This window comes from Pedobacter sp. (assembly GCF_039594775.1).
Lineage (GTDB): Bacteria > Bacteroidota > Bacteroidia > Sphingobacteriales > Sphingobacteriaceae > Pedobacter.
Window position 1 is genome coordinate 459,845 of record NZ_JBCNMT010000001.1, and the last position, 23,520, is coordinate 483,364.

Consider the following 23,520-nt stretch of genomic DNA (forward strand, 5'->3'; position numbering starts at 1 on the left):
CGTAAGTCTTTTAAATTTATCTTTGTCCATGACATTAGAAGAAAGGATAGAACGCTCTCAAACTAGTATTTTCAAAGCTGTTTTTCCAAGCACCACTAACCATTACGACACGCTGTTCGGTGGTACAGCCATGCACATGATGGATGAAGTAGCCTTTATTACGGCTACCAGGTTTAGCAGACAAAGAATGGTGACGGTAAGCAGCGACAGAATAGATTTTAAACAACCCATTCCTGCGGGAACATTTGTTGAGCTTGTGGGAAAAGTAACCCACGTGGGCAATACGAGCTTAAGGGTTGGTGTAGAGATTTACATCGAACAAATGTATGCAGAAGGCAGGGAATTGGCTATTCATGGTGATTTTACCTTCGTGGCTTTGGATGAAGATAAAAAACCTACGCCGGTAATTAAGTAAAGGTTGGTGATACTTTACGTCCTTTGCGAAAACTTCATCCCTCCTTTGCGGTAAATTTTTAAACTCGAAGAACGCAAAGAAAAAGGCAGATGTTTCCTACTATGCGACAATTTCGGAAGCTTAGTTATTTAAAAAACAAATTTTGAGCATTCAATAATCCCCGTTAATTTAGCCAGCAAAATTCCACGCTCAATCTAGACGCGGGTAACTTTTATGAAATAGATGAAACCACAACCATTTACAGAATTATCCACCGAAGAGTTAAAGAAAAAAGCAAAAACATTAAAAATAGCTACCATTTACATGGGCATCTCAGTGATAGGCATGCTCATTTGTGGTATTATCGTTTCTATGAAAAAAGGCTTTAGCGCATTAACGGTTACGCCATTGGCTTTTGCGCCTTTGTTAATCATCTTTTCAAGTCAGTTGAAACAAGTCAACAATGAGTTAAAAAAGAGAGAAACTACTTAGTGAATTAGCAGATAAAGGTATACATAAACGATAGGCGCAGCAATCAATAAGCCATCGAAACGGTCAAGAAAACCGCCATGTCCAGGTAAAAAGCTTCCCGAATCTTTCACGTCGAGGCTGCGCTTTAACATCGATTCTACTAAATCGCCCAAGGTACCGAAGCACGAAATAATGGCAGCCATTCCTGCCCAAACAATCGGTTCTACCTCTGTAAACTGAAAGGATAGGATGATTGCTACCACTAAACTGGTAAAAACACCGCCAAAAAAGCCTTCCCATGATTTCTTAGGGGAATGTCTTTCAAACAACTTTCGCTTGCCCAATTTCATCCCAAATAAATAAGCGCCCGTATCATTTGCCCAAAGCATTAACAAAAAGGCCAATGGAAAATGAAAGCTGTATTCCTCAAAATTCATCAAAAACCCTAGGGAATAGAAGAAACAAAAAGGAATGGTGACATATACAAATCCCACGAAAGTGTAGGAGATATTGGCAAATGGAATTTTGTTTTTCTTATAAAGTTCTGCAATGAATACCGAAAACACCAAGGGAATCATCAACAGGAGATATTTAAGCTCGAACTGGAAAAAATGATAGGCTGCAGTAGTGATATAAATAAGCGCCGCTACCACTACGCCAATATTACGATGTGGTCGGATTCCTCCTATTTTTATCATTTTATAGAATTCCAACAACGCTACCAAGCTCAGTAGCAAGTAAAACCCTGAAAAAGTGTAGGCACCCAATAAAATGGAACCCAACATCACAATGGTAAAAAAGAAAGCGGTAATGGCTCTGGTCTTCATTTAAAACTAAGGTTTAAGGCTAAGGTCGGAGCTGTTTAATTCCCCTTCTTTTTTCCTATCAGTCGTATTTTTCAAAAATTTGAACAAAGCTAAGGTTAAAATAGCACTTATCAAGTATCCATACCAAGGCATTTGAATATCGTCTGCATTGGTGTACGATTGGTTATTGGCCTGTAAATAATACGCCACCGAAACGGCATAAGCGTTATTTAAAAAATGAGCAAACACCGCATACCAAATACTGCCCGTCCAAAAATAAACATAGCCAAAAGCAGCTCCCAATAACAAGCGTGGTAAAAACCCATAGAATTGAAAATGGATGGCACTAAAAATAGCCGCCGATAACCAAATGGCCACATGTGGATTCGATTTGAGGCGGAAGATAGTTCGTTGCACGGCTCCCCTAAAAATAAATTCTTCGCAAATGGCGGGAGTAACGGCAATGACCAATAGATTAACAAACAACGCTACCGGATTATTCATCTTCAACATGGCTTCAGTAGCCTTTATACCAGAATCTTCCATTTCTCTCATCCAAGCTTCTACTCCTTTCAAAAACTCTGGAAATACCATTTTCTGATTCCATTCATTCGCAAAGCCCATTAAAGGCATCCAGCAAATGGACAGTATAGCAGCTAACAGCAAAAGATTTATTTTAGGAAACGTCATTCCATAAAACTTTGGCAGCCTTTTACCTTCTACTATGGATAGTAAAACAGCTGGCGTCAGAAATAACCCTAGCTGTTGTCCCACAAGAACAATCTTGAATGCTCCAGGATATTTTAGTTCAGACATAAAAAGACTTCTCACCGCCTCTCCTCCATAAAAAAAATAAACTAAGGCAAAACTTATTAAGCCAAAAAAAATCAATCCGCCAAAAGCAAACAATAAAAGATACAGCATCTGCAGAAAAGGACTGTTTTCGGGCCTGTGTAATGGGTTTTGATACATTTTATGAATTATGCGTAACTTTGCAATGTTTTAATTAGCTTGAAGATAGAAAAATGTCTGTAAAGATAGGAAATATTGATTTAGGAGAATTCCCTTTGTTACTGGCACCAATGGAAGACGTGAGCGACCCTCCTTTCCGTTATGTGTGCAAGCAGGGCGGAGCTGATATGATGTACACGGAGTTTATTTCCTCTGAAGGATTAATTCGCTCTGCGGCAAAGAGCAGGCAAAAGCTCGATATTTTTGAATACGAACGACCAATAGGCATCCAAATTTTTGGAAGCGATATTGAAAGCATGCGTGAAGCAACCGAAATAGCCACCTTGGCAGGCCCCGATTTAATGGACATTAACTATGGTTGCCCGGTGAAGAACGTTGCTTGTAGAGGTGCGGGTTCTGCGTTGTTACAGGATATCGACAAAATGGTGAAAATGACCGAGGCCGTAGTAAAAGCTACACATTTGCCCGTCACCGTAAAAACCCGTTTAGGCTGGGATGATAATACCAAAAATGTGGAAGAAGTTGCTGAACGTTTGCAAGATGTGGGCATTCAAGCTTTAACTATTCATGGCCGTACCAGAGCCCAATTGTACAAAGGTGAAGCCGATTGGACATTGATTAGAGAAATTAAACGTAACCCACGTATTAAAATCCCAATTTTTGGCAATGGCGATATTGATAGCCCAGAAAAGGCAGCCAATTGGCGATTGGAATATGGTGTAGACGGCATGATGATTGGTAGAGCGGCCATTGGCTATCCGTGGATTTTCAGGGAAATTAAACACTTTTTTGCTACTGGAGAGCACTTGGAGGGGCCAACTTTAGAAGAACGTGTAGAGGCTTGCCGTACACATTTTACCAAATCATTGGAATGGAAGGGTCCAAAAGTTGGCGTGTTCGAAATGCGACGCCATTACAGCAATTACTTCAAAGGCTTGCCAGATTTTAAACATTACCGTACACAGCTTGTTAAAGAGGAAAACATAGAAACGATATATGCTTTGTTAGATGAAATTACTGACAAATACTCCAATGTTACGCCAGTTAGTGAAATGGCGTGATTATTGAGTACATTTATTCGTTAAATTTATGGTTATGGTTACAGCAATTACTGAAGGCATAAAAATTTCGGTTGATACCATTTATCAGGATGAACATTCTAATCCTGAGAATGGGCATTTTATGTTCGCATACCGCATCAATATCGAAAACCTTACTGATTTTGAAATACAGTTAATGCGTCGTCAATGGTTCATTTTTGATTCCAACGGTACCGTAAGAGAAGTTGAAGGAGAAGGCGTGGTGGGCGTACAACCTGTGATTATGCCTGGTGATAGCTATTCATACGTATCGGGCTGCAACCTAAAAACAGATATCGGCAGTATGCGTGGTCGGTATTTGATGCGCCGTACTTTAGATGATTCAGAGTTTTTGGTTGATATTCCCGAATTTGAGTTGGTGGTTCCTTTCAGGCTTAATTAGCCCTAAGCCTTTTTAAACAATCTTTTCTTTTCTAATCATGCGTCGAATTCCCTTTACCGAAAAGGGAACTAGCATGCAACGTTACTTTTTTTCTTTTGTCTTTTATAAACCAGTTAGCTAAAATTTGCTCATCTATAAAAACAAAAGCCATGTATTTAAAAAGTAAATTCATTATCCTTCTATCTATCTTTTCCGTACTGTTTATAAAAACGCTTAATGCTCAAAAGGGTTTTTTAGACCCCGATGTCTTTTTGTTAAAAGATAAGAAAGCGCCAAAAGTATTACTGGTTGGAAGCTGGCATTTTAACTATCCGGGACTTGATGCACATAAAGCAAAGGAGGAAAATAAGATTAATATTTATAGCGATCAGCGTCAAAAGGAATTAAAAAAACTGATAGACTACATCAGCAAATTCAAACCAACAAAAATAGCGGTAGAATCTGGACCGATAACAGGCTATCTTATCCATAATTTTAAAAATTATAAAGCAGGAAAAGAAAAGCTCTATGCAAACGAAAGAAGTCAGATAGGTATGAGATTGGTAGATAAATTTAATTTAGATACCATTTATGGGGTAGATGCTTACCCTCTTTTACTAGAACTGCGAGACAAAAAAGATACCCTACTTCCAAAGACCTACACCGACGAAATATTGAAAAGACATTATTTTGGAGGAAACGATGAAATTTCGAATAGATATACCGAATTTTATAATTATAAGGAAAGTATGACGGTAAAAAGAACATTGCTTGATAATTTTAAGTATATCAATTCAGATAAGGTGATAGACCGTATGTTCGGTGCTAGTATCGCCGGGGGTCAATTCGAATCTAAAAGATTTGAAGGACCAGATGCCCTTTCGATGTTTTGGATGAACAGAAACCTCAGAATTTTCAAAAAAATTAAAGATATCCCTCACGATGAAAACGATAGGATTCTTGTTCTTTTTGGCTCCGGACATATTCCAATACTTAAATGGTTATTTCAAACCAGTCCGCAATTTGAATTGGTAAAGTTTAACGATCTTTAAAGTCAATTTCAGTAATTAAATGTTAAATGGATGTCTCCTTCATTAGGCAATTATATATTCCCGTTCAACCTACGGTAAAATCTTATGGAACCGTAAGCTATCAGGAGTTTCTACCTCATCAACAGTTACATTCCTTTATTTATTGTTATTGGCAGTTAAAAACCAATCAAAAGCTCGATAATCCTTTTACTTATCGCGTAGTAGCCGATGGTTGTATCGATATTTTTTTCGAGCTCAATCAACCTCAAGAAAATTTTGTAATGGGCTTCTGTAAAAAGTATACTGAATTTGATCTGGCCGAAGAATTTAATTACGTGGGCATTCGGTTTCTTCCTTCTATGTTCCCACAACTATTTGGCGTTAATGCTTCCAGTATCAGCAACAAGGCCGCAGAATTAAAAGAAGTGGTACCGCTGGCTGCTGCTTTTATCCAATCTCATTTGGGAGCCAATTTGAATATTAACATCATTATCTCTTTATTAAATGAGTTTTTCTTAGACCTTCTTCCTTCGGCAAATTTCCAAAATGATACTCGTCTTTATCATGCCATTGCCTTAATTATGAAAAACTATGGCGTAGTTGATATGACTGAAATCGATACAGGACTTAGTCACAGACAGCTGCGCAGGCTTTTTGATTTCTACATCGGCGATTCCATGAAAACCTTTAGCAAGGTGGTCCGTTTTCAAAACATTTTGAGAGCAAAACCCTCCACCCAAAGTTTACGACAGAACAAATTATTTTTTGATTCTGGTTTTTTCGACCAATCTCATTTTATTAAAGATTTTAAGCATTTTTACGGCGTAACTCCAAGTAAGGCTTTTGGCAGATAATTGTCCGATTTTTACAATTTTAGCCCCTAAGGTTTAACCAATTTTGTGTTGATGATGTCAATAACAAAATATATAACGATGGTGCTAATGGGCTTATTTTTTGCCACGGGTGCCGATGGTCAAACTTCTAAAAACAAGATTGCGATGAAATTAAATGCAGGTGTAATTACCGAAAAATTAGCAGAAACCAAGAAATTCTACACGGAAGTTTTAGGATTTGGAATTACCTTCGAAAACGAGTTCTATTTATTGTTGCACACCCCAAATAAAAGTGCCGAAATCAGTTTTCTTTTGCCCAATCATCCTACTCAACAGCTGTTGTTCCACCAACCATTTAAAGGACAGGGCATGTACCTTACCATAGAAGTGGAGGATGTAGATGCCCTATATCACCAGCTAAAGGCTAAAGGTGTCGCCATTAAAATTGAGTTGAGGGATGAACCTTGGGGCGATAGACATTTTGCCATTCAGGATCCTAACGGGATTGGGATAGATATCGTAAAGTATTCTCCTCAATAAAAGTATAAACTTTACTTTTCGATAATTTTCTTTCGATGGTTTATTCCCCATTCTACCAAGGTATTGGTAACAGGAAAAACAGTTTTACCATAGTCGGTTACCGCATAAGCAACCGTTACAGGTTTGGTATTCTGAACGGTTCTGGTGACTAGCAGATTGTCTTCCATATCTTTTAGTTCCTTACTCAATACCTTGGCCGAAATGCCTGTTATTTCTCGTTGAATCTTTTTAAAATGGTTGATTTCCCCAGGCCTATTGGTCAGGTATCTCAAAATCTGCAGTTTCCATTTTCCCCCTAAAACTTCCAAACTATCCCGCAAAGCAATCAGTTGCTCACTACAAGTTGTCTTTTCTTTCTCCATACGGCTTTCCTTTTCCAACGTTTCTTAATACTTACTTTGTGGTTACTGGTTACCTCCAATTAACCCATGAACAAAATAAGCGTTTCGCTCCATACTTTCGTTCGATAAATGTTAATCAAACCTCATAATTTAAATGAAAACCATACCCAGAAGAATAATCACAGGATTAAAAGACGGAAAATCAGTAATTGTAGAGGACCGCATTTCTAACAACGTAATTGAACATTATCCCGGGCTAATCATCTCCGATATTTGGAGTACCCATCAAACACCTGCAAATTTAACGGAGGAGCTAATTATTGAAAACACGGCTTTTCCTAATACACCTAAAAATGGCACCTATTTTCGTTATGTGCAGATTCCTCCTGATAAGGATTTAGGGATTGAAACCAAGGTTGGCTCGCCCCACCCTTTAATGCACCAAACTTCTACATTAGATTACATCATTATTTTATCTGGAGAAATTTATTTGATTTTGGAGGAAGGAGAGACGCTTTTAGAGCCAGGTGATATTGTGATTCAAAGAGGGACCAACCACGCCTGGAGCAATCGTTCCGATGAACCCTGCATCCAATTAGCGGTGCTGATTGATGCCAAATAAAAAAGGCAATCTCTCGATTGCCTTTCATCATTTTTTTACACTGATATTAATCCCTGCTTCTGCCAAACAACATCGAAGCATAATAAAGCAGATTAGCCAAAGCTCCTAAAGCTGCAACCACATAGGTCATGGCTGCCCACCAAAGTGCATCCTTTGCCTGTACATTTTCTTCTGAGGTTTGCATCACCCCCTGATTATTCTTTAACCAAAGTAATGCTCTGTTACTGGCATCAAATTCCACGGGTAGGGTTACAATACTAAACAAAGTAATAATAGCCAAACCAACCACTCCAATGCCCAATACAATAGAAGGCCCATTAAAGGCAATTAACAATACCCCTATTAAAAGCACCCATTGCAATAAGTTTGAAGATATGCTTACAATAGGTACCATATTAGATCGAAACTGTAACCAGTTATAACTTTTTGAATGTTGTATGGCGTGTCCACATTCATGTGCTGCTACAGCTGCCGCGGCAACACTCCTACCATAATATACATCTGTGCTTAAATTTACGGTCATATCTGCAGGGTTATAATGATCCGTAAGCTGACCTTCTGAACTTAATACTTTCACGTTGTAGATTCCATTGTCGTGTAGCATCTTCTCTGCTACTTCTTTTCCGGAAAAGCCCGAATTGAGCTGCATTTCTGCATATTTCGCGAACTTGTTTCTGAAACGCCACTGTACAAACATACTAAGCAGAAGTATCGGAATGAATAAAATTAAATACGTTTCCATTTTTCAAATGTTTGTGTTTTCAGTTTCGATAAATCAAAAAGTGTTCCCATCTTTATAAAAACTTTAAAATTTTACATTTTTCATGCTGGTGCCTAACATATCATATTGGGAAAAGGTAAATTTTTACCGAACTGATGTCATCATTGTAGGCAGTGGAATTGTAGGTTTAAATGCTGCTATCAATATCAAAAAACAACAGCCAAATATTAGTGTAACGGTACTTGAAAGGGGTTTTTTACCTTCAGGTGCAAGTACCAAAAATGCTGGTTTTGCTTGTTTTGGAAGTATTTCGGAACTAATTGAGCAAGAAAAAATTTGCGGAACGGAGGGTTTACACACGCTTGTAAAAAAACGTTGGCTCGGCCTACAAAAATTACGCTCACTCGTTGGCGATACCCGATTAGAATTGCAAATAAATGGCGGATTTGAGCTTTTTAAAAAGGAAGATGAGCCATTAACCGAAGAATGTGTATCGAAAATTGGGCATTATAATGATTTGATAAAGGACATTACCAATGAGGCAAATGTTTTTAATTCTTCCATGGAAAAACTGGAATCCTTTGGTTTTGAAAATATTAATTACCTCATCTCAAATAAATTGGAAGGACAACTTGATCCTGGAAAAATGATCAAGGCACTTGTTGAAATTGCTGTTTCATTAGGTGTTTCTATTTTAAGCGGTTGTGAGGTCACTGCTTTTGAAGAAAGCGAAAACGAACAGGTAATTTTTACCCCTCAAGGTAATTTCAGTACAAAAAAGCTTTTATTCTGCACCAATGCTTTTGCCAACCAATTGTTTCCACAGCTTTCGCTTAAACCTGGTCGTGGGCAGGTAATCATTACCAAACCTATTGATAATTTGAAATGGAAAGGTACCTTCCACTACGACAAAGGTTATTATTATTTTAGAAATGTAGGCAATAGGGTATTACTTGGTGGAGGTAGAAATTTAGATTTTTTTACCGAAGAAACACATCAATTTGGAGAAACTCCTTTGGTGCAAAACACTCTTTTACACTTATTAAAAGAAGTGATCCTGCCAGAAACATCCTTTGAAATAGAGCAAAAATGGAGTGGTATCATGGCTTTTGGACCATCGCTCTCTCCCATTATCGAAGAAGTAAGTCCAAATGTATTTTGCGCTGTGCGTTGTAACGGTATGGGCATTGCCATTGGTAGCCAAACTGGACAAGAGGCTGCAGAAATGATATTAAGAAGTTTATAAACTAGTATTAGTTCAGCTTGCTTTTTTCTTCAATAATCCCATATTCTATACCCACGCTTTTGAAAAATTCCTTAACCATGTTAATTTTATGATCGCACTCCTCTTCTACAGCAATTTTATTTGAAAAACTACGCATATGTAGGCAAGAAAAACATATTTCTATAAAATCAAACACTTTACCCTTTTCATCCAAAAATAATATTGCATTTCTAGGAGAGTAACAAGCCCCAAAGTTTGTTACGTGGCTATAACCGATAGGTTTATAATTGAACCAAATATCAGTTAATTTATCAATTTGAATAAGATTTAACTTTTTACTTTCCTTAAAAGGATTGATGCAAGTGGCCATTTTTGACTTTGGCATATTTTCATTATAAATAATTGTAGCTGTATCTAATTGTCCACCTCCTGTTTGGTCTTCGAAAGAAACCAGTTGTATACTAACAGCGATATTAAACGGAAATTTCTTAATTCTTTCAGAAAAATTAATATTAGAAACTCTTCCAAATTTATGTGAGCTTTTGGTTTCCACCGGAGGACGTGTTTCTTTTTTATTCTGACCAAAAGAATTTATGCTTGTTATCAACAAACATGAGATTATTAAATATTTCATATCACCTAATCAAAAACCACGGTTTTATTTCCAACTACAAAAACACGGTCATCAAATACCAATTCTAGTGCCTTACTCAATACCGATTTTTCTATTTCTCTACCTGCAACAGACATTTGCTTAGCCCCATAAGTATGGTTCACATGAATAGTTTGCTGATTGATAATTGGCCCTTCATCCAGATCGTCGGTTACAAAATGAGCAGTTGCTCCAATGATTTTTACACCTCTATTAAAAGCCTGCTGATAAGGACTAGCACCAATAAATGCTGGTAAAAAAGAATGGTGAATATTAATGATCTGATGCTTATACTTCGCCACAAAACTAGGCGAAATGATACGCATAAATTTAGCCAACACAATATAGTCCAGTTGGTATTGGTCTAACTGCTTCATAATAGCTAGTTCAAAATCTTCTTTAGAAAGGTTTTCGTGCGAGATATAATAAAAAGGAACATCCAGTTTTTCAGAAAGCTCTTTCAAATTTTCGTAATTGCCAATTACACATTTTACCTTCGCTCCAAGGGTTTTGAAATAGTTCCTAATCAAAATATCCGACAGGCAATGAAACTCTTTAGTAACCAAAATGGCAATACTTTTATCTGTTTTGGGTAATACTTCAATCAATGCATTTTGAGGTAGTTTTTGTTGCAATTCAATTTTTAGTTCTTCTGTTTCATCTATAATATTGCTGCATGATATTCTTGCGAAAAACCGTTGTTCCTCTTCGTCCACAAACTCACGCATAGCGATGATATTAAGCTGATGGCTAGCCAAAATATGGGTAATATTTGCCACTAAACCAACTTCGTCTTTACATTGTATTAAAACTAAAAGTTTATTCATGAACTAAATATAGGATTTAAGTAAAATCAAATATAGCCCGCCACGTTAATTTCGTTATTTTGTATAAAATTCGTTCGTATGGAAATCGCTATCGTTGCCTTATTAGTTGTCGTTTTAATTTTCTTGGTAGTTTTATTGAGTAGAAAACCCAATAAAACCGCTGAGCAGGATCTTTTTTCTATTAATTTTTTAAAAGAAGAAAACCAAAAACTGCAACAAGAACTAATGCAGGTACGAGCAAATTACATTAACGAAAACAATCGTGCTACCCGTGCGGAAGAAAACCTGAAAGCACAACGTGAAATTTCCCAAAAACAACAACAAAACCTGGAAGAACTACAACAAAAATTTACGCTGGAGTTTTCCAACATCGCCAACAAATTATTGGATGAGAAATCGGCAAAGTTTACTGCTCAAAACCAAAGTAACTTAGATCAAATCCTCAATCCGCTTAAAGCTAATATCAAATCATTTGAAGAGAAGGTAGAAAAGGTTTATCAAACAGAAGCCGCCGAAAGAAGCCAGTTAAAAGGGGTAATTTTCCAGCTAATGGACCAAAGTAAGCAAATACAAACGGATGCAAACAACCTGACCAAAGCTCTAAAAGGCGACAATAAAAAGCAGGGAACCTGGGGCGAAATTGTATTAGAACGTGTGTTGGAAACTTCTGGGCTTGTTAAGGACCGGGAATACGTTATCCAGAAAAGCTTAAATAGCGCCGAAGGCGCCCGTTTACAACCCGACGTGATAGTAAACCTACCGGACGAAAAAAACTTGATTGTAGACGCTAAAATTTCGTTAGTTGCTTACGAACGAATGGTCAGTGCAGAAGATGAGGAAGAAAAACTGACCTATCTTAAACAGCACCTACTTTCCATCAAAAATCATATCGATGGCTTGTCTGCTAAAAACTACCAGCATTTATATACCATCAATTCACCGGATTTTGTATTGCTTTTTTTACCAATAGAGGCATCATTCAGTGTTACCGTTCAGGCAGATACCGAACTTTTCAATTACGCTTGGAACAAAAAGGTAGTTTTAGTGAGTCCAACAACTTTATTGGCCACTTTACGTACCATTGCTAGTATTTGGAAAGTAGATAGACAAAATAAAAATGTGTTTGAAATAGCAGAAGAGGCTGGGGCACTTTACGATAAGTTTGTTGGCTTTTTAAATGATATGGAAAAAATAGGAAAGCATATAGAACAGACGCAAAAAGCTCATGATGATGCTTTCAAGAAGCTACAATATGGTAGCGGTAATTTGATTGGAAAGGTAGAAAAAATCAAAAAATTAGGAGCCAAAACAAAATCAAACAAACATATTGATACCAAATTTTTGGACCAGGGAGAACTATAAGTGTTTTATCAGCTTCGTTAACTTTTCTTCCTGGAATTGTCTGCTAAACTCATAAAGTTCTTCTTCTGTACGATGAATGCGTACAGGTTGGTTATCAAAATGTTTATCTAAACATTCTTTTAGCAAGTTTACTATCTCTTCTTCCGTATTGCATATAAAACCAGCATTGTTCTTTGTAATGCTTTCTTCTAAATCTCCATGATCACTTACGGGCAATAAAATAGGTTTTTGAAAAGCCAAATATTCATATTGCTTAGTGGTAATGATTTCTTTTCTACCTCCATATTTTAGATGAAAAAACATGGCCGCGCTATATAATTCTGTATATACATCCCCAATTGGCATTTTTGCACTAATGGAGGTGTAAGGTTCCAGTCTATAGCTTCTAATTAAATCTCTAAGTTTAATTGATTCATCAGTTCCTACAAACCTAATCTGAAAATATTGGGGCTGAATAGTAAATTGATTAATAAATTTTCTTACTGCTTTAAAAAACGTAGTATCCTGTAATTGGTCATTATAAACAGAACCCAAATAAATCAGTTTAAAGGTATAAGGATGATCTTTAATTTGTTTAAAATCTATTTTTCTAAAATCGTAGCCATTCCTTATCACCTGTACCTGATTTTTATATTTTTCAGGAAAAAGTTTACGGATAGATTCAGAAATAGTAACGATTAAGTCTGCATTTTTCAAATTTCTCATTTCCCTTCTTTTCAGAAAGAATTTTCGCAAAAAAGACAGCATTTTATTATCCTCAATAGAAGGGTAGCCAAATACTCCCGGATCTCTATAATCTAACACCAGCTTACATCCAAACTCCTGTTTTAAAGAATTTCCAAGATTATGAATAGCAATGGAAGGAAATGAAACAAAAACAATATCATCTGGAGTGATATTGATATTGGTCTTCTTTTTATATTTATTAAATTCTCTTCCTAAATCAAATATTTCTTTTCCAGTAAAAAAGTAATAGGTAATCAGCAATAATTTAGCTATACCCCTCCTTCCATTTTCCAACAGATTTTTATAAAGATTGTGGAAAAAACCTGGTGTATAGCTTAGCGGTATCTCAATAAGACTACCTTTAATTCTTATGGGTTTTTCAACTTTGTTTTTATTACCATAAACAAAGTGCACTTCATAAGCTTGGGAGAGTGCTTCGGAAATACTTAATAGCCTATTAAATCCGGTTTGGTAAGTTTCCCTACCATGATAAGAAAATACAAATATTCTCTTCAATAGTCATCGTTGTTTGGATAGGCAATATATTGAATATGAAATGATTTTGTCAAATAAAATTGATTAATAGCAACTAGTTTTTAAAAGCATTCCAACCTTGGGCCTTTAATTCATGCACTACATCAGATTTTGAAATCATTTTAACACCTGAATTTTTATCGGTAATATGACCAATAATACTGATGTCTACATCATTCTTAATTTTCTCGTAATCAGACTGTTTTATAGTAAAAAGCAACTCATAATCTTCTCCACCATTAAGAGCACAAACCGTAGGGTCTAAACCTAGTTCTCTAGCAGTTTCATAAGTTACTGGATCAATAGGAAGTTTATCCTCATATATGGTACAACCTTTCTCGCTTTGATTAGTAATATGTAGAATTTCAGAGGCTAAACCATCCGAAACATCAATCATAGCAGTAGGTTTTATCTTCAATTGAGCTAATAAATCCACTACATCTCTACGTCCTTCCGGTTTCAATTGACGTTCTATGATATAATCTTTTCCTTCTAAGTCAGGTTGTATCTGTGGGTTTTCCAGAAAAATCTGTTTTTCACGCTCCAAAATTTGTAGCCCCACGTAAGCTCCTCCCAAGTCCCCCGAAACACAAAGTAAATCACCTTCTTGTGCGCCATTTCTGTAAGTAACATCCTCTTTAGCAGCGTAGCCAATACTAGTAATGCTAATCACCAAACCCTGTCTGCTGGCAGAAGTATCTCCTCCAATTAAATCAATGTTAAACTTGTTGCAGGCCAGTTCAATTCCTTTATAAATTTCCTCCACAGCTTCCAAAGGAAATTTACTGGAAACACCTAATGAAACAGTAATTTGGGTTGCTACACCGTTCATGGCATAAATATCACTCAAATTTACCTGCACCGCTTTATAACCTAAATGCATTAAGGGCACATAAGAAAGATCAAAATGGATACCCTCCAACAAAAGGTCTGTTGAAATTAAAGCCTCTTTATCTTTAAAATCAAGTACAGCAGCATCATCTCCAATACCTTTTACAGAACTTTCATGTCTTAGCTTAAAGTTATCTGTTAAGTGTTTGATTAGACCAAATTCTCCCAACTCTTCTAATGAAGTACGCTCTTTATTTTCGAACATTATCTTTTCCTTTTATATCTGTTAAAATCCATTGCAACTCCCTATCATAGTTGCTTATTCTATCTTGTAAGGTCGATTGTATGGCCACATCTGGAAAAACACCCCTACCAACTTCTTTTTGTTGATAAACCGGTGCCATTCTGTTTAAACCAAACCTTAAACCTAATTTACTATTTTTCAAAGTAACTACTGGTATCCTACCGGCGGTACATTGATTTGCCCCGCCGCCAGTTTCTGTACCTACAAACGTAGCCCTGTTAATTGCCTTTAAATTAGCACTTAATAATGATGATGCAGAGAAACTAAATTCGTTAATTAGCACATATACCTTGCCTTTATAATTATTTTTTTGCGCTTTTTGAGGACTATATCCTTTCATAAAAGAAAAGAAATGACCTTGATCATCTTCATAAAGGTTATTATCATCATTAAAGCCAGTAAGATAATAAGTAAGCTTTTGTAAACCTGTTCCATATTTATTGGCATTAAAACGACCATTGTTTATAGGCTTATCCAAATACACAAATTCCTTATCGGTTAAATAAGCAAATAAGGCTAAACTAGCGCTTAAAGTACCACCGGGATTATTTCTGATATCTATGACTAAGTTTTGAGTTTTAGCTATTTTGATACTATCAAAGCACTGTTTATAAAACAGTGGAAAATTAGCACTAGGAACCGAAAAGCTTTTTATTTTCATGTAAGCCACTTCTTTTTCCTTATCTAAAAACTTAAAATCCAACTGATACTCGTCATTCACCTTGTTACCTCGATGTTTGATAGTGTTAGGTACTTTATTTATTGGTACTTGCGATATTTTTTTAGCAGTATCCGTCTTTTTCTTTAGTGCTGCTTCTTTCTTTTTGTCGTAAAACGAAATATAAGTACTGATAATAGTGCTGTCCCTTTTCAGTTTAACAGCTATGCTATCCTGTTCAGCAAAATAAATCTTATAAAGCTGTGGAAAACTACGTTCAATACGCTTATTTCTCGATAAAGAATTATAACCATCATAACTAAAACCTGTGGAAATAATGTTAAAAATCTCTTTTGGAGCTAATCCATCTATCTCTAAAATTTCAGTACCTGTTTTAATCGTCTTGTCCTTACTCTTATTGTTAATAACAATCAATTTCTCATCAACTACCGCATAAGTAAACTGCTGAAGCGGATAAACTTTATTTTTAACAGCTTCTCGCTCTTTCTTACCTTTTTGAACAACAGACGGGTATCTTAAACTAGTATGTCCACACCTAATGGCAGCAATTACCGGAGAAAGTTTCTGATAAAATTGTGCCGTAGTAAGTGGCTCATTAATAGCATTTTTTAAACTATCAAACTTATCATCAAGCTGTTTTTTTGAAATATACCAGTATAAACCTGGATGCCCTTCTTTAAGAATTTGATAAGAAAGATTCACATCTTTCTTTAACGCTTCTGCACTATGTTTTTTTTCCGTAATGGTGTAGTTAAAATCCTTTACAGATGAACAAGCACCCAAAAAAAAGGTACTTATCAATAAAAAGTTTCCGAAAAAGCGTTTTTTAAACATGTTACAAACCTAGTTTTGCCGAAATCTCCAGCATTCTTTCAATAGGTTTTTTAGCTTCTACGATAATATGTTCAGGTACAGTAACTTCTGGCAAGCCATTTTTCATACACAAATAGAGCTTTTCCAAAGTATTTCTCTTCATGTAAGGACAATCGTTACATGCACAAGCATTGGTAGGAGGGGCCGGAATAAAAGTTTTATCCGGATTAGCTTTCTCCATTTGGTGGATAATGCCACTTTCAGTAGCTACAATGAACTCTTTAGCTTCGCTATTGATCGTATACTTCAACAAACCTGTAGTTGATCCAATATAATCGGCCATTTTCAACACTGATTCCTCACATTCTGGATGCGCAATGAACTTCGCATTTGGATGCCGTTCTTTTAACTTCGTAATTTTTTCTCTAGAGAAAATTTCGTGTACCATACACGCACCATTCCACAAAACTAGGTCTCTGCCCGTCTTTTTGGCTACCCAAGCACCTAAGTTTTTATCTGGACCAAAAATAATTTTTTGATCTTTAGGTAAGCTTTCCACAATTTGTACCGCATTTGTGGAGGTACAAACTATATCACTTAAAGCTTTTAGCTCTGCAGTACAGTTCACATAGGTAATTACCAAATGATCTGGATATTTTTCCTTGAATTTTTTGAACAAATGCGGTGGGCAACTATCTGCCAAAGAACATCCAGCTTTTAAATCTGGTAGTAAAACTTTTTTTTGTGGCGATAAAATCTTCGCTGTTTCAGCCATAAAATGCACACCAGCAAATACAATAACATCGGCCTCTGTTTTAGCTGCTTCCTGTGACAATCCTAAACTATCACCTATATAATCCGCAATATCCTGTATATCAGGTTCTTGATAATAGTGAGCTAAAATGATAGCATTCTTTTCCTTTTTTAGCTTCTCTATTTCTGCAAATAAATCTAACGTTGGATCTATTTTTTCTTCTACGTAACCTTTTCTATTAAGTTCTTCTAAAATTTCCATTGACATGCTTTTTAGCTCCAATTAATTTTCTGTAAAGATACAGAGCTTTCAACTTTATCAACGCCTCAAACAAAATATAATTTAATTAAATAAATAGATTCTTATTCTTTATTAGTGTGTTGAAACTGTTAGAAAGATTAAGTCAAAAAATGTTGTAAAATGACTTTTCCCTTAGTTACTAACAATTTTTATGATTTTTTATTTTAAACTTCCATTGATTTTCAATGTTATAGTTTTTACTTCATTAAATTATCAATATAGAAATGTGTATTGTTAGTAGTGTTGTTAAAAGTGGATAACCTGGGTAAAGGTGCTTAAAAATTATGTAAAAGATTGTTCCAAATTTGGCTTTTTACCTTAGCTTTAAACATTCAAATTTATTTGTTAGGATAATTTATACATGCAATTCACAAGCTTGTCAAACTTATCCACATACTTGTTATTATAGGTTTAAATTAATGAGAAAGGTCGATTTTTTAGTTATAGGATCGGGAATTGCAGGCTTAAGTTTTGCACTTAAAGCTGCCAAATTTGGTAAAGTGTTAATAGTGACCAAATCAAATGAAGATGAGTCAAATACAAAGTATGCCCAGGGTGGTGTAGCGGTGGTAGTTGACAAGTCAGATTCCTTTGAAAAGCATATACAAGATACATTAATAGCTGGTGATGGTTTATGTGATGAGAGCATTGTGGAAATTGTGGTGAAAGAAGGCCCACAGCGTATACAGGAGATTATTGATTATGGAATTAATTTCGATAAAAATCCAGCTGGCGTATTCGATTTAGCTAAGGAGGGAGGCCATTCTGAACACAGAGTACTTCATTATAAAGACATTACGGGTTATGAGATTGAAAGCGTTTTGTTGAAGCAGATTCACCAGAATGAGAACATAGAGATATTAACACACTACTTCTGTTTGGAGCTAATTACGCAACACCACTTGGGAAAACATGTGGATAAGAGTAGCACAGATATCAATTGTTATGGGATATATGCCTTTAACACAGAGAATAATAATGTGGAAAAGATATTGGCAAATGTAACGGTGATGGCCAGTGGGGGGGCAGGACACATTTATGCCAATACTACTAACCCAGTAATTGCTACTGGAGATGGTATGGCCATGGTGTATAGAGCAAAGGGAAAAATTAGAAATATGGAATTTATTCAATTCCATCCAACAGCGTTGTACAATCCTGGTGAATATCCTTCCTTTTTAATTTCTGAAGCAGTAAGGGGATTTGGTGGGGTATTGCGTAGAAGAACTGGCGAAGAATTTATGTATGAATATGACGAAAGGGGTTCATTAGCCCCACGTGATATTGTAGCCCGGGCTATTGATAATGAAATGAAGAAATCTGGTGATGATTTTGTTTATTTAGACATCACAATGAGGAGCAAAGCTGATATTCTTAAACATTTTCCTAACATTTATGCCAAATGCCTGTCCATTGGCATTGATATGACCAAGGATTTTATTCCAGTAACGCCAGCCTGTCATTATATGTGTGGTGGGGTAATGGTTGATGAAGATGGAAAATCATCTATCAATCATTTATATGCTTGTGGAGAAGTTTCTTCAACTGGATTACATGGCGCTAATAGATTGGCTTCCAATTCATTATTAGAAGCTACTGTTTTCGCACATCGTATATTTTTATCGGCTATAGAAAATTATAAAAAGAATATTATTCCTGATGATATTCCGGAATGGAATGATAAAGGAGTGATACAATCCAATGAAGATATTTTGGTTACCCACAATTTAAGGGAAACCCAAAAAATTATGAGTGATTATGTGGGAATTGTGCGTTCAGATTTCAGATTAGATAGGGCTTTAAGGAGACTTTATTTATTATTTGAGGAAACAGAAGAATTTTATAAAAAAAATAAAGTTTCGGTGAAACTTTGTGAATTACGTAATGTAATCCAAGTGGCCTATATGGTTATCAAATCTGCTATTGCTAGAAAGGAGAGTAGGGGATTGCATTATACTACAGATTATCCTAGCCACGCAAAAGAATTAGTTGATACTATTATTTAAGTGATAAGTTTTAAGTTTGGTCTCTTATCCCAATATCTATATCTATTATGTCTATTATTTTACCAGTAAAAGGAGTTAGTCCACAATTTGGAAGTGATTGTTTTATAGCACCAAATGCTACCATCGTTGGAGATGTTAAAGTTGGAAGAAACTGTTCAATTTGGTTTAATGCAGTGGTTAGGGGAGATGTTAACAGTATTACCATAGGGAATGAAAGCAATATTCAAGATGGAGCAGTGATTCATGCAACTTATTTAAAAGCAGCAACTTTTATTGGAAATAGGGTAAATGTTGGACACAATGCCATTGTGCATGGTTGTACTGTTAAAGATAATGTACTGATTGGAATGGGAGCTATCGTGATGGATCATGCCATTATAGATGAATACTGTATTATAGCTGCTGGATCTGTAATATTGGAGAATACAGTTTGTGAAAGTGGATACATTTATGCAGGAACCCCAGCAAAAAAAATAAAGCCCATTACTGATGAGCAAAGGGCTTTACTTAATAAATTACCTGATAATTATATCATGTATTCGGACTGGTTTAAGTCTTAATTTCCTCTTGATTTTTGTGTTTGAGTAGAGGGCTTGGGAATAGGTTTTACTTCTTTCTGCTCTTTGGGTTTTGGTGTTGGAAGTGGAGCAACCAATGGAATTTTTATGATTTCATTTCTATCCCAATTAGCTCTGATAGACAGCTCTTTAGGTTCATACCAAATAGCTTCTGGTTGTATACCTTCTTTTACATTACCTGTATCCCAAATGCCATTTTTATTTTCGTCGTAAACAATTCTGCCATAGTATACTCCCTGTTTATACTTGTTAAGTTTTACAGAAGTTTTCTTGGTGATTGGAAAACTGGATACGATATTTTTGTCTTTGTTTACAATTTCGAGAATATAGTTTTTGGTGGTATCCGGCGGTTCTACAGCAAGTGTTAAAGTACCATAATCATTGGCATCTCCAAGGGTAAAGTTTTTTCTCAGCTCTTTATTTTTAGCATCGAAAATGGCTGTAGCAGCACCTTCTCTTAATAGTAAGATATATTCTTCTTTGGCACGCCACTTATATTTAATGTGGTATTTTAACATATTAGAGCTGTCTTTCACTAAAGTAAATTGTCTTGGAATACTATCTTCCAGCAGTAATATTTTACTTTCATCTAGATTTTTTATTGGAAAATTGAAGGTGATTGTCAGGTCTTTAAATGGATTTAATGAATTACCGTCCAAGTTATCGTAAATATTAACTACACGGTTATAGGTATCTCTTTTCGCTCTTGTGAACTTTACTGTATCTAATATTTTTCCGTCATCTTTAACAGCAATTTTTACAGAATCAAAGGATAAATCATTCAACCATAGCGTTACGCTATCTTTTGTTTTGTTGAATTGTAATAGCTTTCCTTGATCAACAGCGCTGGGAAATGTAACAGATAAATCAGGCTTTTTTAGCTTTTGATTGAAGTTCATAGTAATACTTCCATCTGCATTTAGCTTTCTATCAAGAATACGAAACTGGGGAGCTAATTCTTTAAATATACTTAAGTGTAAGCTATCAAGATTTTTGTCCAGTAGAAAGGGTTCTTTGATAAAGCCAATTTCATCACTTATTTGTTGATAAATCCTATCTCCACCTTTTTCTTTTAATGCATAAATTTTGTAGGTGTCTTTCTTTAAGTTGTTGAGTTTAAAATTTCCACTACTATCTGTTAAGGTAAATATTGCTGCACGTTTTTTTCCAAAAAGGCTATCCCTAGATAGGGGTAGGATAAAAACGATAGCTTCAAGTTCAGGTTCTAAGGTAAGTGCATTGGTAACCGTACCACTAATACTTAAAGAATCTAAAGTTGGCCCAGTGGAAAAAGCGTAGCTAAAATTTTTAAGTTCGTTACCTTCGTTGCCATCAACAATTGATTTTCCAAAATTTAAAGTATAAGTAGTATTCTTTTCTAAGGTATCTGGTAAGGATATTTCTAATCTTTTTAATTTCGCTTTTAATTCTGGTACTCTTTCTAATTCTGGAGAAATAGAAAATTCTTTAAACTCATTATTGAGTTTGATGTACTCATCAAATTCTATCACTATCTTTTTTGACTTGAAATTTGTAGTCAAATTTTCTGGAGTCATTTTAACTACTTTTGGTGGAGTGGTATCTTTTGGTCCGCCTTGAGGAGTTTGCATGGCCGCGCATCCGTAAATTAAAGTAGCAAGCACTATCAGTGCTAAAAATATGCTAAAAAAAGGGTCTTTTTTGTTTTTTGCCATTTATAAGCGTTTTAATCTATTTTTGCCTTTTTTGGAACTCTGATATTAAAATTTTTAGTTATGCTTTTATAACGCTTTATTTTAAGTCGTATTTTTATATAGTTAAATAATTGTTTTTCAATTATTTAGAGATATGGACCATCAAAACTGAAATATCTGAAGGTGAAACCCCAGAAATTCGGGATGCTTGCCCTAAAGTTCGTGGTTTTATCTTCAATAATTTTTCTCTGGCTTCTTTTGATAAAGATACTAAAGTGTTGTAATCAAAATCTGGATTAATTGCTTTGTCTTCCATCTTCTGCATTTTCGCGACAATCTCTTGTTCTTTTTCAAAGTAGCTTTCATATTTGATTTTTATTTCAGCCTGTTCCACGGTTTCCTTATCGAATTGATTTAGCACTTCCTCAAATGGCTCACTCACTTTTCTTAAATCGCTGATGTTTACTTGTGGTCTGCTCAATACGCTAAATAATTTTACATTTTGAGTGAGGGCGGAAGTTCCTAATTCTTCTAATAAGTTATTTGCCTCTGCCATTTCTATACCTTGCTTTTTGGTAAAGGCAACAATCTCGTCGGAATCTTTTACTTTTTGATTAACGATGGCCAGACGATCATCACCTACCAAACCCAATTCATGAGCAATAGGAGTGAGGCGAATGTCGGCATTGTCTTGTCTTAATAGTAGTCGGTGTTCAGCTCTAGAAGTAAACATACGATATGGCTCTTCTGTACCTTTTGTAACCAAATCATCTATTAAAACACCAATATATGACTCCGAACGCTTCATAATCAGTTCATGCTTGTCATTTACCTTTTGATGTGCATTAATTCCAGCGATAAAACCTTGACTAGCAGCCTCTTCGTACCCTGTTGTACCATTGATTTGACCTGCAAAGAACAAGTTACTGATTAATTTGGTTTCTAAGGTTAATGATAGCTGGGTAGGAGGGAAGTAGTCATATTCTATGGCATATCCCGGTCTAAACATCTTTGCATTTTCAAATCCAGGGATTTGTGTAAGTGCTTTATATTGTACATCTTCAGGTAAAGAAGTAGAAAAACCATTTACATAAATCTCACAGGTGTTCCAACCTTCAGGCTCTACAAATATTTGGTGACGTTCTCTTTCTGCAAAACGGTTGATTTTATCTTCAATAGATGGGCAATATCGAGGACCTAAGCCTTTGATTCTGCCTGTAAACATTGGAGATTTTTCGAAACCTTCTTTCAAAGTTTCATGTACTTTATCATTGGTATAGGTAATCCAACAACAACGTTGTTCGGTAGGTAATTCTACATTTGTATAGGAGAATCTACCTCTGTCCTCATCTCCCCATTGCTCTTCCATTAGGGAATAATTAAGGGAACGACCATCAATTCTGGGAGGGGTACCTGTTTTCATACGGCCAGCTTCGAAGCCTAATTCTACCAATTGCTCGGTTAATCCAGTAGCTGATTTTTCTCCGGTTCTGCCACCACCCATTTTTTTCTCACCAATATGGATTACTCCATTTAGGAAAGTACCATTAGTAAGCACTACAGATTTGGCTTTGATTTCTACACCTAAGTTTGTTTTTACACCTACAACTGTGTTGTTTTTAATGAGAAGTGAGCTAACCATTTCCTGCCAAAAATCAATATTTGGTGTACGTTCCAGAGCTAATCTCCATTCTTCGGCAAACCTTTTTCTGTCATTTTGAGTGCGGGGACTCCACATGGCAGGACCTTTTGACTTATTAAGCATCCTAAATTGGATGGTAGTTTTGTCGGCAATAATACCTGAATAACCACCCATTGCGTCTATTTCTCTTACTATTTGTCCCTTAGCTACACCACCCATTGCAGGGTTGCAACTCATTTGAGCAATAGTCTCCATGTTCATCGTTATTAATAATACCGATGAACCTAAATTTGCGGCAGCAGCGGCAGCTTCACAACCAGCGTGACCAGCGCCAACCACTATTACGTCATATTCTTTAAACATATATTTTATGATGTTTCACGTGAAACATTTGAATTTTATTTCCTTTTTTGTGTTGTTCC

At 35.8% G+C, this 23,520-nt stretch carries 24 protein-coding genes; 12 read left to right on the forward strand and 12 right to left on the reverse strand.

Annotated elements, in window-relative coordinates; translation table 11 throughout:
* The first annotated feature begins 28 nt into the window (after positions 1-28).
* Positions 29-415: an acyl-CoA thioesterase gene (locus tag ABDV71_RS02075; RefSeq protein WP_343530762.1), complete on the forward strand. Its 387-nt coding sequence runs from the start codon at positions 29-31 to the stop codon at positions 413-415.
* Positions 416-637: 222 nt separating this feature from the next.
* Complete coding sequence (locus ABDV71_RS02080; protein WP_343530763.1) at positions 638-886, forward strand: hypothetical protein; 249 nt, start codon at positions 638-640, stop codon at positions 884-886.
* Here the strand turns inward: ABDV71_RS02080 and ABDV71_RS02085 are convergent.
* Positions 883-1,692, reverse strand: a complete 810-nt coding sequence (locus tag ABDV71_RS02085) for a phosphatidate cytidylyltransferase (protein ID WP_343530764.1) — start codon at positions 1,690-1,692, stop codon at positions 883-885. The two genes, ABDV71_RS02080 and ABDV71_RS02085, sit on opposite strands and share 4 nt — an antisense overlap.
* A 6-nt stretch (positions 1,693-1,698) precedes the next feature.
* The gene (locus tag ABDV71_RS02090) at positions 1,699-2,595 is read right to left on the reverse strand and encodes a CPBP family intramembrane glutamic endopeptidase (RefSeq protein WP_343530765.1); all 897 of its coding nucleotides are present in this window, start codon (positions 2,593-2,595) and stop codon (positions 1,699-1,701) included.
* A gap of 101 nt (positions 2,596-2,696) precedes the next feature.
* Between ABDV71_RS02090 and dusB the strand changes: the two genes are divergently transcribed.
* From dusB to ABDV71_RS02115, 5 genes are all read left to right on the forward strand, one after another.
* Positions 2,697-3,704: a tRNA dihydrouridine synthase DusB gene (dusB, locus tag ABDV71_RS02095; RefSeq protein ID WP_343530766.1), complete on the forward strand. Its 1,008-nt coding sequence runs from the start codon at positions 2,697-2,699 to the stop codon at positions 3,702-3,704.
* Between the two features lie 34 nt (positions 3,705-3,738).
* Positions 3,739-4,125 (forward strand): Co2+/Mg2+ efflux protein ApaG, encoded by a 387-nt coding sequence (apaG, locus tag ABDV71_RS02100; protein ID WP_343530767.1) that lies wholly within the window; start codon positions 3,739-3,741, stop codon positions 4,123-4,125.
* Between the two features lie 149 nt (positions 4,126-4,274).
* On the forward strand, positions 4,275-5,156 hold the full coding sequence (locus ABDV71_RS02105) for a DUF5694 domain-containing protein (RefSeq protein WP_343530768.1): 882 nt from the start codon (positions 4,275-4,277) through the stop codon (positions 5,154-5,156).
* A 26-nt stretch (positions 5,157-5,182) separates the two neighbouring features.
* A complete protein-coding gene (locus tag ABDV71_RS02110) occupies positions 5,183-5,989 on the forward strand; it encodes a helix-turn-helix domain-containing protein (RefSeq protein WP_343530769.1) in 807 nt (268 codons plus the stop codon).
* An 87-nt stretch (positions 5,990-6,076) separates the two neighbouring features.
* Positions 6,077-6,508, forward strand: a complete 432-nt coding sequence (locus tag ABDV71_RS02115; protein WP_343530770.1) for a VOC family protein — start codon at positions 6,077-6,079, stop codon at positions 6,506-6,508.
* An 11-nt stretch (positions 6,509-6,519) separates the two neighbouring features.
* Here ABDV71_RS02115 and ABDV71_RS02120 read toward each other — a convergent pair whose 3' ends face one another.
* On the reverse strand, positions 6,520-6,870 hold the full coding sequence (locus tag ABDV71_RS02120; RefSeq protein WP_343530771.1) for a helix-turn-helix domain-containing protein: 351 nt from the start codon (positions 6,868-6,870) through the stop codon (positions 6,520-6,522).
* A gap of 133 nt (positions 6,871-7,003) precedes the next feature.
* Between ABDV71_RS02120 and ABDV71_RS02125 the strand changes: the two genes are divergently transcribed.
* Entirely contained in the window at positions 7,004-7,471 is a 468-nt protein-coding gene (locus ABDV71_RS02125; protein ID WP_343530772.1) for a cupin domain-containing protein, read from the forward strand.
* 46 nt (positions 7,472-7,517) lie between these two features.
* Here ABDV71_RS02125 and ABDV71_RS02130 read toward each other — a convergent pair whose 3' ends face one another.
* Entirely contained in the window at positions 7,518-8,213 is a 696-nt protein-coding gene (locus ABDV71_RS02130) for a zinc metallopeptidase (protein ID WP_343530773.1), read from the reverse strand.
* Positions 8,214-8,295: 82 nt separating this feature from the next.
* On the opposite strand from ABDV71_RS02130, the gene ABDV71_RS02135 reads away from it, so the two are divergent.
* Positions 8,296-9,438 (forward strand): FAD-binding oxidoreductase, encoded by a 1,143-nt coding sequence (locus ABDV71_RS02135; protein WP_343530774.1) that lies wholly within the window; start codon positions 8,296-8,298, stop codon positions 9,436-9,438.
* A gap of 7 nt (positions 9,439-9,445) precedes the next feature.
* On the opposite strand, the gene ABDV71_RS02140 is transcribed toward ABDV71_RS02135, so the two are convergent.
* Positions 9,446-10,051 carry a hypothetical protein gene (locus tag ABDV71_RS02140; RefSeq protein WP_343530775.1) on the reverse strand — a complete coding sequence of 202 codons (606 nt, stop codon included), beginning with the start codon at positions 10,049-10,051 and terminating at the stop codon, positions 9,446-9,448.
* A 5-nt stretch (positions 10,052-10,056) separates the two neighbouring features.
* Complete coding sequence (gene purU / locus ABDV71_RS02145; protein WP_343530776.1) at positions 10,057-10,896, reverse strand: formyltetrahydrofolate deformylase; 840 nt, start codon at positions 10,894-10,896, stop codon at positions 10,057-10,059.
* Between the two features lie 78 nt (positions 10,897-10,974).
* Between purU and ABDV71_RS02150 the strand changes: the two genes are divergently transcribed.
* Positions 10,975-12,258, forward strand: coding sequence for a DNA recombination protein RmuC (locus ABDV71_RS02150; RefSeq protein ID WP_343530777.1), 1,284 nt, complete (start codon positions 10,975-10,977; stop codon positions 12,256-12,258).
* On the opposite strand, the gene ABDV71_RS02155 is transcribed toward ABDV71_RS02150, so the two are convergent.
* The 4 genes from ABDV71_RS02155 to nadA all read right to left on the reverse strand — a co-directional run bounded on the left by ABDV71_RS02155 (position 12,253) and on the right by nadA (position 17,160).
* A complete protein-coding gene (locus tag ABDV71_RS02155) occupies positions 12,253-13,500 on the reverse strand; it encodes a hypothetical protein (RefSeq protein ID WP_343530778.1) in 1,248 nt (415 codons plus the stop codon). The genes ABDV71_RS02150 and ABDV71_RS02155 overlap by 6 nt on opposite strands.
* A gap of 73 nt (positions 13,501-13,573) precedes the next feature.
* Complete coding sequence (gene thiL, locus ABDV71_RS02160; protein ID WP_343530779.1) at positions 13,574-14,614, reverse strand: thiamine-phosphate kinase; 1,041 nt, start codon at positions 14,612-14,614, stop codon at positions 13,574-13,576.
* A complete protein-coding gene (locus tag ABDV71_RS02165; protein WP_343530780.1) occupies positions 14,601-16,166 on the reverse strand; it encodes a S41 family peptidase in 1,566 nt (521 codons plus the stop codon). The genes thiL and ABDV71_RS02165 overlap by 14 nt, the downstream gene beginning before the upstream one ends.
* Position 16,167: 1 nt before the next feature.
* Positions 16,168-17,160: a quinolinate synthase NadA gene (nadA, locus tag ABDV71_RS02170; protein WP_343530781.1), complete on the reverse strand. Its 993-nt coding sequence runs from the start codon at positions 17,158-17,160 to the stop codon at positions 16,168-16,170.
* Positions 17,161-17,618: 458 nt separating this feature from the next.
* On the opposite strand from nadA, the gene nadB reads away from it, so the two are divergent.
* Both nadB and ABDV71_RS02180 read left to right on the forward strand, forming a co-directional pair.
* Entirely contained in the window at positions 17,619-19,205 is a 1,587-nt protein-coding gene (gene nadB / locus ABDV71_RS02175; RefSeq protein WP_343530782.1) for an L-aspartate oxidase, read from the forward strand.
* A 47-nt stretch (positions 19,206-19,252) separates the two neighbouring features.
* Positions 19,253-19,765 (forward strand): gamma carbonic anhydrase family protein, encoded by a 513-nt coding sequence (locus tag ABDV71_RS02180; protein ID WP_343530783.1) that lies wholly within the window; start codon positions 19,253-19,255, stop codon positions 19,763-19,765.
* Here ABDV71_RS02180 and ABDV71_RS02185 read toward each other — a convergent pair.
* Positions 19,762-21,477, reverse strand: a complete 1,716-nt coding sequence (locus ABDV71_RS02185) for an Ig-like domain-containing domain (protein WP_343530784.1) — start codon at positions 21,475-21,477, stop codon at positions 19,762-19,764. The genes ABDV71_RS02180 and ABDV71_RS02185 overlap by 4 nt on opposite strands.
* Positions 21,478-21,598: 121 nt before the next feature.
* On the reverse strand, positions 21,599-23,461 hold the full coding sequence (gene mnmG, locus ABDV71_RS02190; RefSeq protein WP_343530785.1) for a tRNA uridine-5-carboxymethylaminomethyl(34) synthesis enzyme MnmG: 1,863 nt from the start codon (positions 23,459-23,461) through the stop codon (positions 21,599-21,601).
* Positions 23,462-23,520 lie beyond the last annotated feature (59 nt).

Bases quoted from the DNA above. Each gene is read 5' to 3' on its own strand.
- ABDV71_RS02075 (WP_343530762.1), top strand. From the start codon at position 29: ATGACATTAGAAGAAAGGATAGAACGCTCTCAAACTAGTATTTTCAAA.
- ABDV71_RS02080 (WP_343530763.1), top strand. From the start codon at position 638: ATGAAACCACAACCATTTACAGAATTATCCACCGAAGAGTTAAAGAAA.
- ABDV71_RS02085 (WP_343530764.1), bottom strand. From the start codon at position 1,692: ATGAAGACCAGAGCCATTACCGCTTTCTTTTTTACCATTGTGATGTTG.
- ABDV71_RS02090 (WP_343530765.1), bottom strand. From the start codon at position 2,595: ATGCTGTATCTTTTATTGTTTGCTTTTGGCGGATTGATTTTTTTTGGC.
- dusB (WP_343530766.1), top strand. From the start codon at position 2,697: ATGTCTGTAAAGATAGGAAATATTGATTTAGGAGAATTCCCTTTGTTA.
- apaG (WP_343530767.1), top strand. From the start codon at position 3,739: ATGGTTACAGCAATTACTGAAGGCATAAAAATTTCGGTTGATACCATT.
- ABDV71_RS02105 (WP_343530768.1), top strand. From the start codon at position 4,275: ATGTATTTAAAAAGTAAATTCATTATCCTTCTATCTATCTTTTCCGTA.
- ABDV71_RS02110 (WP_343530769.1), top strand. From the start codon at position 5,183: ATGGATGTCTCCTTCATTAGGCAATTATATATTCCCGTTCAACCTACG.
- ABDV71_RS02115 (WP_343530770.1), top strand. From the start codon at position 6,077: ATGGGCTTATTTTTTGCCACGGGTGCCGATGGTCAAACTTCTAAAAAC.
- ABDV71_RS02120 (WP_343530771.1), bottom strand. From the start codon at position 6,870: ATGGAGAAAGAAAAGACAACTTGTAGTGAGCAACTGATTGCTTTGCGG.
- ABDV71_RS02125 (WP_343530772.1), top strand. From the start codon at position 7,004: ATGAAAACCATACCCAGAAGAATAATCACAGGATTAAAAGACGGAAAA.
- ABDV71_RS02130 (WP_343530773.1), bottom strand. From the start codon at position 8,213: ATGGAAACGTATTTAATTTTATTCATTCCGATACTTCTGCTTAGTATG.
- ABDV71_RS02135 (WP_343530774.1), top strand. From the start codon at position 8,296: ATGCTGGTGCCTAACATATCATATTGGGAAAAGGTAAATTTTTACCGA.
- ABDV71_RS02140 (WP_343530775.1), bottom strand. From the start codon at position 10,051: ATGAAATATTTAATAATCTCATGTTTGTTGATAACAAGCATAAATTCT.
- purU (WP_343530776.1), bottom strand. From the start codon at position 10,896: ATGAATAAACTTTTAGTTTTAATACAATGTAAAGACGAAGTTGGTTTA.
- ABDV71_RS02150 (WP_343530777.1), top strand. From the start codon at position 10,975: ATGGAAATCGCTATCGTTGCCTTATTAGTTGTCGTTTTAATTTTCTTG.
- thiL (WP_343530779.1), bottom strand. From the start codon at position 14,614: ATGTTCGAAAATAAAGAGCGTACTTCATTAGAAGAGTTGGGAGAATTT.
- ABDV71_RS02165 (WP_343530780.1), bottom strand. From the start codon at position 16,166: ATGTTTAAAAAACGCTTTTTCGGAAACTTTTTATTGATAAGTACCTTT.
- nadA (WP_343530781.1), bottom strand. From the start codon at position 17,160: ATGGAAATTTTAGAAGAACTTAATAGAAAAGGTTACGTAGAAGAAAAA.
- nadB (WP_343530782.1), top strand. From the start codon at position 17,619: ATGAGAAAGGTCGATTTTTTAGTTATAGGATCGGGAATTGCAGGCTTA.
- ABDV71_RS02180 (WP_343530783.1), top strand. From the start codon at position 19,253: ATGTCTATTATTTTACCAGTAAAAGGAGTTAGTCCACAATTTGGAAGT.
- ABDV71_RS02185 (WP_343530784.1), bottom strand. From the start codon at position 21,477: ATGGCAAAAAACAAAAAAGACCCTTTTTTTAGCATATTTTTAGCACTG.
- mnmG (WP_343530785.1), bottom strand. From the start codon at position 23,461: ATGTTTAAAGAATATGACGTAATAGTGGTTGGCGCTGGTCACGCTGGT.